Source organism: Streptomyces sp. NPDC020958 (assembly GCF_055562175.1).
In genome coordinates, this window is sequence record NZ_JBVHFU010000016.1 from 65,474 (window position 1) to 72,752 (window position 7,279).

Consider the following 7,279-nt stretch of genomic DNA (forward strand, 5'->3'; position numbering starts at 1 on the left):
CTCCCCCGGCCCCCGCCGCCCGCGCGGCACAACGCGTGACCTCCATTACCCGAACGTCCGAGGAGGCGTAGGTGAAGATCGGCGTGCAGAGCCAGGACGTGCTGTCCGCACAGGACACGCACGGCCAGGCACACAGGGAGCTGGAGCCCCCGCACCTGGAGCACGGCGTGCTCATGGGCACCGGAAGCGCCCCCAGCCACCACGGTGAACTGCTCCAGGGGGTGTTCGAGGACGACGGCAGGCTCCGCCGCGGTCTGGTGACGCTGCCCTGCCCGCTGTTCGCCAGCAACGCGACGGTGCGGCTGAGCCGTTGGGAGCCGGAGCTGACGGTCACCCCGTCGTGGAAGACGAAGGCCCTCGCCGCCGCCCGCACCACCCTGGAGGTGCTCGGCATGGGCGCCTACGGCGGGGAGCTGGAGCTGCGCGGCGACGTCGCGGTCGGCCGCGGCCTCGGCTCGTCGACCAGCGACGTGACCGCGGCGATCCTGGCGGTGCTGGCCGCGGTCGGCCGCAACCTCGCGCCGGAGCGGATCGCCCGGATCGCGGTCGCCGCCGAGGCGGCCACCGACCCCCTGATCTACTTCGACCGGATGCTGCTGTTCGCGCACCGCGAGGGCGCCGTCATCGAGGACTTCCACCGGCCGGTGCCACCGCTCACGGTGGTCGGCTTCTCCTCGACGGAGCGGGAGGTGGACACCCTGGCGCTGCCGCGGGCGCGGTACAACGCCTGGGAGATCGAGTGCTTCCGCGCGCTGCGTGGCCTCATGCGCCGGGCCGTGGCCCGGGGTGACCAGCGGGAACTCGGCCGGATCTCCACCGCGAGCGCGCGGATCAACCAGCGGTTCCTGCCGGTGCCCCGCTTCGACCGGTTGCTGGAGATCGCCGAGGAGACCGAGGCGCTGGGCGTGCAGGTGGCCCACAGCGGCTCGGTCGCCGCCCTCCTCTTCGCACCCCAGCGGCCGGGACTGGAGCAGCGCACCGCGCTGGCCGCCCGCCGGCTCGCGGAACTGCGCATCACCGACCATTGGCGCTACACAGCCGGGAGCGAGACTCATGTCCCGTACGCACACCAGTCGTAGGGCCTTCAGGAGCGTGGTCGACGGCCACGTCCTGCCGAAGGTCATCCAGGTCGGGCCCAACGTGTACGGGGCCGCCTTCCATCTGATGAAGCTGCTGCCCGCCCAGTTCATCCTCACCAGTGCCATCGAGACCGGCGAGCTCACCGAGGGCACCACGGTCGTGGAGACCACGTCCGGCACCTTCGGGCTCGGGCTGGCGATGGTGTGCCGGCTCAAGGGCATTCCGCTGGTCCTCGTCGGGGACCCGGCGATCGAACCGCCGCTGCGCCGCCGACTGGAGGCGCTCGGCGCCCGGGTGAGCATCGTCTCGGGTCCCGAACTGCGCACCCGCGGGGTGCAGCAGGCCCGCCTGGACCGGGTGGCCCGCATCCAGGCCCGGCTCGGCTCCTACTACACCCCCGGCCAGTACGACAATCCGCTGAACCCGGTGTCGTACGGCGCGGTCGCCGAACTCCTGCTGGAGAGCATGGGCACGTTCGACGCGCTGGTCTGCCCGGTCGGTTCGGGCGGTTCGTCGTCCGGGATCGGCTCGTTCCTGCGGGCGCTGAACCCGCAGCTGAAGCTGATCGGCGTGGACACCCCCGGCAGCGTGCTGTTCGGCGCCCCCGCCGGGCCCCGGCAGCTGCGCGGTCTCGGCAACGGCCTGGTGCCGCCGGTCCTGGAGCACACCCTGTTCGACGAGATCCACTGGCTGGACGCGGGGACCGCGTTCACCGCGACCCGGCGGCTGCACGCGGAGCACGCCCTGTACATGGGGCCGACCAGCGGCGCCGCGCACCACGTGGCGAGCTGGTACGCCGAACAGCACCCGGAGCTGCGGGTGATGGCGCTCTTCCCGGACGAGGGCCACCGCTACACCAACACCGTGCACAACGACGCCTGGCTGCGCCGCAACGGCTTCCTGACCCCGCCGCCCCCGGCGCCGCGCACCCTGGACCACCCCGTCCAGGCCGCCGGCAGCTGGTCCCGGTACGCCTGGCAGCGGCGCACCCGCGACGAGGTCGTCGCCCTCGCGGAAGGAGCGACCGTATGACCCGGGACGTGTTCGTCCTCGTCGAGAGCAACACCACCGGTACGGGCCGGCTGTTCCCGGTGGCGGCCCGTACGCTCGGCCTGCACCCGGTGCTGCTGGCCGCCGACCCGTCCCGGTACGCGTCGGTCGGCGGCGCCGAGGTGGTCCGCACCGACACCGACAGCGTGCCTGCGGTGGTCGACGCCTGCCGCCGGCTGGCCGTCGGGCGGCGCGTCGTGGGCGTCGCCACCAGTTCCGACTACTACGTGGAGACCGCCGCGGCGGCGGCCGTGGCGCTCGGCCTGCCGGCCAACTCCCCCGCCGACCTGGCCGCGGTCCGCGACAAGGGCACGCAGCGGGCCCGGCTCGCCGCGGCCGGGGTGCGGGTGCCGCGGTTCACGGTGGCCGGCACGGTCGAGGAGGTCCTGGCCGCGGCGTCGGGGACCGGCTACCCGGTGGTCGTCAAGCCGGTCACCGGCAGCGGCAGCCTCGGCGTGCGGCTGTGCGCGGACCCGCGGCAGGCGGCCGGGCACGCCCGCGCCCTGCTGTCCCGCGGGTCCGACGAGCGCGGCCGGCCGGTGCCGCGCCGGGTCACGGTCGAGGAGTTCGTGAGCGGCCCGGAGTACTCGGCCGAGGTCCTCGACGGCACCGTGGCCGGGATCACCGCCAAGCACCTCGGCGCACCGCCCCTGTTCGTCGAGACCGGGCACGACTTCCCCGCCGCCCTGGCCCCGGCCGCGCGGGAGGCGATCACCGAGGCGGCCGAGGCGGCCGTACGGGCGCTCGGCATCGCCCTCGGCCCGGCCCACGTGGAGCTGCGTCTCGGCCCGGCGGGTCCGGTCCTGATCGAGGTCAACCCGCGGCTGGCGGGCGGCTGGATCCCCCGGCTGGTACGGGAGGCGACCGGCGCCGACCTGATCCTGGGCACGGTCGCCGCGTTCGCCGGACTTCCGTCCCCGGTGGCCGTGACCGCGGCCCAGGGCGCGGCGATCCGGTTCGTGGTCCCGGCCGAGAGCGGCCGGCTGCGCGGCATCGACGGGGTGGCACGGGCCTGCGCCGTACCGGGTGTGGTCGACGTGGAGACCTACCGGGAGCCGGGCGCGGAGATCACCGTGGGCGGCGACTTCCGCGACCGGATCGGGCACGTGCTGGCCCGGGGCGCGACCGCCGCCGAGGCGGCCGCGGCCGCCGAGGAGGGCGTGGGCCGCATCACCCCGTCCCTGGCGGTCCGTCAGGAGGTGCGGGCATGACGGACTCCGGCCGCCTGCGCAGCGCCGCGTCGCCCGAGATCCGCCGCATGCTCCTGGAGCGGCGGGACCCGCCGCGGCCCGCCTGGAAGACCGAGCTCGACCGGATCACCCACGTCGACCTCGCCCACGTCGTGATGCTCGCCGAGCGCCGGATCGTCGGCGCCGGGACCGCATCCGCCCTGCTCGCGGCCATCACCGCACTGCGCGAGCAGGACTACCGGGCCCTGGAGACGGTGCCCGCCCCGCGCGGCCTCTACCTGGCCTACGAGTCCCACCTGATCGAGACCCTCGGCGACGAGACGGGCGGTGTCCTGCAGACCGGCCGCTCCCGCAACGACCTCGGCGTCACCTGTCTCCAGTTGGCCCTGCGCGAACCGTACCGGCGGCTGTCGGAGGAGCTGGCCGAGCTGGGCCGGGTGCTGCTGGAACGCGCCCACGAGCACCGCGAGGTGCTGATGCCCGCCTACACCCACTTCCAGGCGGCCGTGCCGGTCACCTACGGCCACTACCTGCTCGGGCTGGCGCAGGCCTTCGAGCGGGACGCCCGGGCCCTGGCCCAGGCCGGCGAGCTGCTGGAGCGCTGCCCGCTGGGCGCCGGGTCGATCGGCGGGACGACCGTGCCGATCAACCCGGGGCGCACGGCCGAACTCCTCGGTTTCGGCGAGGCGGTGCGCAACTCGGTGGATGCCATCGCCACCCGGGACACCGCGCTGCGGCTGCTGTCGACGGCCGTGGTCCTCGGCGTCACCCTTGACCGGGCCGCCCTCGACCTGCTGATGTGGTCGAGCGCGGAGTTCGGGCTGGTGACGATCCCCGACGGGCTGGTCGGGTCGAGTTCGATGATGCCGCAGAAGCGCAACGCGTTCGTCCTGGAGCACGTGCAGGGCAAATCGGCCGCCGCCCTCGGCGGGCTGACGGCCGCGGTGAGCGCGATGCGGGGTACTCCGTTCACCAACTCCATCGCTGTCGGCACCGAGGCGATGACCCATGTGATGCCGGCGCTGGACGCGACGATCGACGCGGTGAAGATCCTGCGGATGGCCTACGACGGGGCCCGGCCGGTGCCCCGGGCCATGGCGGACCGGGCGACGGCGGGGCTGACCCACGCGACCGCGACCGCGGAGTGGCTGGTGCGCCAGGGGGTGCCGTTCCGGCGCGCCCACCACCAGGTCGGGGAGGCCGCGCTCGCCGTCGTGGAGGGGCGGGCCGGCTCGCTCGGCGCGGCCCTGGAGGCGAACGGCCACCTGCCGGCCGACGACTGCGCCGACCTGCGGCCGGAGAGTGTGTGGTGGGCGGCGGAGTTCGGTGGCGGCCCCGGCCCGGCCTCGTTCCGCCGCTGCCACGAACCGCTCGTTCAGAGCTGGGAGGACCACCGCACCCGGTTGGCCAAGCAGACCGCCCGCTGGCGCGACGCCGACGAGCGCCTGCGGGACGCCGTGGCCCTGGTGCACGGCAGGACGCGGGACACCGCCGCGGCCGCCGGCCCCGATTCCGAGGAGGACATCCATGACGAGCACTGACCGCGGCGCCGCCCCGGCGCACGTCGTCGAACTGCGCAGCGACACCTTCACCCTGCCCACGCCCCGCATGCTGGCGGAGATGACCAGGGCGCCGCTCGGCGACGACGTGTACGGCGAGGACCCCACCGCCCGTGAACTGGAGGAGCTGGCCGCCGGGCTGCTGGGCAAGGAGGACGCCTGCTTCATGCCGAGCGGCACCATGGGCAACCTGGCGGCCCTGCTGGCCCATTGCCCGCGCGGCACCAAGGCCCTCGCGGGCGCCGAGTCCGACATCTACGTCTACGAGGCCGGCGGCGCCTCCTACTGCGGCGGGGTGATCGTGGAGCCGGTGGCCAACCGGGCCGACGGCACCATGGCGCTCGCCGACATCGAGGCCGCCTTCCCGGAGGATCCCGAGGACCCGCAGTTCGCGCTGCCCGCCCTGCTGTGCGTGGAGAACCCGCAGAACCGCTGCGGCGGGCGGGTGCTGCCCTTGGAGTACCTGGCGCAGGTCCGGGCGCTGGCCGACTCCCGCGGGGTGGCGGTCCACCTGGACGGGGCCCGTCTCTTCAACGCCGCGCTCGTCCTCGGCGTACCGGTGCGCGTCATCGCCGGTTACGCGGACTCGGTGCAGTTCTGTCTGTCGAAGGGGCTGTCCGCGCCGGTCGGCTCGATGGTCGCGGGCAGTGCCGAGTTCATCCGGTCGGTGCGGCGCATCCGCAAGATGCTCGGTGGCGGCATGCGGCAGGCCGGAGTGCTGGCCGCGGCCGGGCTGGTCGCACTGCGGGAGATGACGCTGCGGCTCGGCGACGACCACGCCACGGCGCGCCGGCTGGCCGAGGGGCTGGCCGCGCTGCCCGGGGTGGTGGTGGAGCCGGTCGAGACCAACATGGTCTTCTTCCGGATCGACGCCCCCGGTCTGTCCCAGGCCCGGTTCATGGAGCGGGCCTGGGAGGAGGGCGTACGCCTCGCCGAGCTGGGTCGCGGCCGGATCCGGGCCGTCACCCACGCGGGGGTGGACGAAGCCGACGTCGACCGCGCCCTGGCGGTCTTCCAGCAGCTCCTGCTACCGCGGACCGCCGCCGTCTGACCCTTGCCACGGCAACCACCCGCACCACCGCTCCACCCGTTCCAACCCTCCCTGAAACAGCTCCACCACACGATCGGAGAACCGTCATGCAGCAGAACTCCCAGCAGTGGCTCGTCGTCGTCAACGACGAGGAGCAGTACTCGGTCTGGGCCGCCGACCGGGACGTCCCGCAGGGTTGGCGCGCGGTCGGCGTCAGCGGTCCCAAGGAGGACTGCCTCGACCACATCGAGCGCACCTGGACCGACATGCGCCCGCTGAGCCTGCGCTCCGCCACCGCCGCCTGACAGCGGTCCCGGGGGTGGGGGGGGGGCCCCCCCCGCCCCGCCCCCCCCCCCCCCCCCCCCCCCCCGGCCCCGGCCCCCCCCCCCCCCCCCCGCCGGGGGGGGGGGGGGGGGGGGGCCCCCCCGGCCCCCCCCCCACCCCCGTCCCGCGCCCGACCACCAGGACGGGGCACACCCCCGGAAAGGACATCGCGGATGACCATGGCTGAGCCGCTCACGCCCCGCACGGCCGACGCGTGGGGGCAGCTCCTGCTCGACTGCCACACCGCGGGGCTGCCGCGGGACACCTATTTCGAGATCTGTGAACGCGACGACGGATACATCAGCGGCTACGACGCCGTGGGCTTCTTCACGGGCCCCGACGCGTGGCCCGCGCTGGACCGCTGGGCCTTCTCCCGGTTCCGCGGCCGGGTCCTGGACATCGGGGTCGGGGCCGGCCGGTTCGCGGTCCCCTTCCAGGACCGCGGCGGCGAGATCGTCGGCCTCGACGTGTCGGCCGACGCGCTCGACGTGTGCCGGCGCCGTGGGCTGGCGGAGACGTTCCTCGGCACCGTCGACGACCTGCCGGAGAGCGCCCGCTTCGACACCTTCCTGCTGCTGGGCCGCAACCTCGGCCTGCTGGAGAGCCGCGAACGCGCCCCGCGGCTGCTCAGCGCGCTGGCCCGGCTCTCGCGGCCCGGGGCCCGGATCGTCGGGACCGGGATGGACCCCTATCTGCTCGACGGGGCGCAGCACGCCGAGTACCTCGCGGCGAACCGGCGGCAGGGCCGGATGAGCGGCCAGATGCGGCTGCGGCTGCGGCACCGACTGCTGGTGACGGACTGGTTCGACTACCTGTTCGCCTCGCTGCCGGAGCTGGAGGCGCTGGCCGAGGGCACCGGCTGGGAGCTGGCCGAGGCCGAACGGCACGGCCCGGACTACGGTGTCGTCCTCACCCTGGCCTGACGCCGTGCTGAGCGGCGGGGCCCCCCCGCCCCCCCCCCCCCCCGGCCCCCCCCCCCCGCGGCCCCCCCCCCCCCCGCCCCCCCCCCCCCCCCCCCCCCCCCCCCCCCCCCCCCCCCCCCGTAC

The 7,279-nt window shown here is 75.1% G+C and carries 7 protein-coding genes; all 7 read left to right on the plus strand.

Annotated elements, in window-relative coordinates:
- The first annotated feature begins 71 nt into the window (after positions 1-71).
- Complete coding sequence (locus ACZ3KP_RS33865) at positions 72-1,079, plus strand: GHMP family kinase ATP-binding protein (protein ID WP_467504203.1); 1,008 nt, start codon at positions 72-74, stop codon at positions 1,077-1,079.
- Positions 1,054-2,112: a pyridoxal-phosphate dependent enzyme gene (locus tag ACZ3KP_RS33870; RefSeq protein WP_467504205.1), complete on the plus strand. Its 1,059-nt coding sequence runs from the start codon at positions 1,054-1,056 to the stop codon at positions 2,110-2,112. The genes ACZ3KP_RS33865 and ACZ3KP_RS33870 overlap by 26 nt, the downstream gene beginning before the upstream one ends.
- Positions 2,109-3,341 (plus strand): ATP-grasp domain-containing protein, encoded by a 1,233-nt coding sequence (locus ACZ3KP_RS33875; protein WP_467504207.1) that lies wholly within the window; start codon positions 2,109-2,111, stop codon positions 3,339-3,341. Before ACZ3KP_RS33870 ends, ACZ3KP_RS33875 begins: the two co-directional genes overlap by 4 nt.
- Positions 3,338-4,861 carry an argininosuccinate lyase gene (gene argH, locus ACZ3KP_RS33880; protein ID WP_467504209.1) on the plus strand — a complete coding sequence of 508 codons (1,524 nt, stop codon included), beginning with the start codon at positions 3,338-3,340 and terminating at the stop codon, positions 4,859-4,861. Before ACZ3KP_RS33875 ends, argH begins: the two co-directional genes overlap by 4 nt.
- On the plus strand, positions 4,848-5,930 hold the full coding sequence (locus ACZ3KP_RS33885) for a GntG family PLP-dependent aldolase (protein ID WP_467504211.1): 1,083 nt from the start codon (positions 4,848-4,850) through the stop codon (positions 5,928-5,930). Before argH ends, ACZ3KP_RS33885 begins: the two co-directional genes overlap by 14 nt.
- Before the next feature lie 86 nt (positions 5,931-6,016).
- Positions 6,017-6,214: an MbtH family protein gene (locus ACZ3KP_RS33890; RefSeq protein ID WP_360568258.1), complete on the plus strand. Its 198-nt coding sequence runs from the start codon at positions 6,017-6,019 to the stop codon at positions 6,212-6,214.
- 192 nt (positions 6,215-6,406) lie between these two features.
- Entirely contained in the window at positions 6,407-7,156 is a 750-nt protein-coding gene (locus ACZ3KP_RS33895) for a class I SAM-dependent methyltransferase (protein ID WP_358987848.1), read from the plus strand.
- Positions 7,157-7,279: the final 123 nt, after the last annotated feature.

Excerpts from the sequence above, each read along its gene's own strand:
- ACZ3KP_RS33885 (WP_467504211.1), top strand. The coding sequence starts at position 4,848 with ATGACGAGCACTGACCGCGGCGCCGCCCCGGCGCACGTCGTCGAACTG.
- ACZ3KP_RS33875 (WP_467504207.1), top strand. The coding sequence starts at position 2,109 with ATGACCCGGGACGTGTTCGTCCTCGTCGAGAGCAACACCACCGGTACG.
- ACZ3KP_RS33895 (WP_358987848.1), top strand. The coding sequence starts at position 6,407 with ATGACCATGGCTGAGCCGCTCACGCCCCGCACGGCCGACGCGTGGGGG.
- argH (WP_467504209.1), top strand. The coding sequence starts at position 3,338 with ATGACGGACTCCGGCCGCCTGCGCAGCGCCGCGTCGCCCGAGATCCGC.
- ACZ3KP_RS33890 (WP_360568258.1), top strand. The coding sequence starts at position 6,017 with ATGCAGCAGAACTCCCAGCAGTGGCTCGTCGTCGTCAACGACGAGGAG.
- ACZ3KP_RS33870 (WP_467504205.1), top strand. The coding sequence starts at position 1,054 with ATGTCCCGTACGCACACCAGTCGTAGGGCCTTCAGGAGCGTGGTCGAC.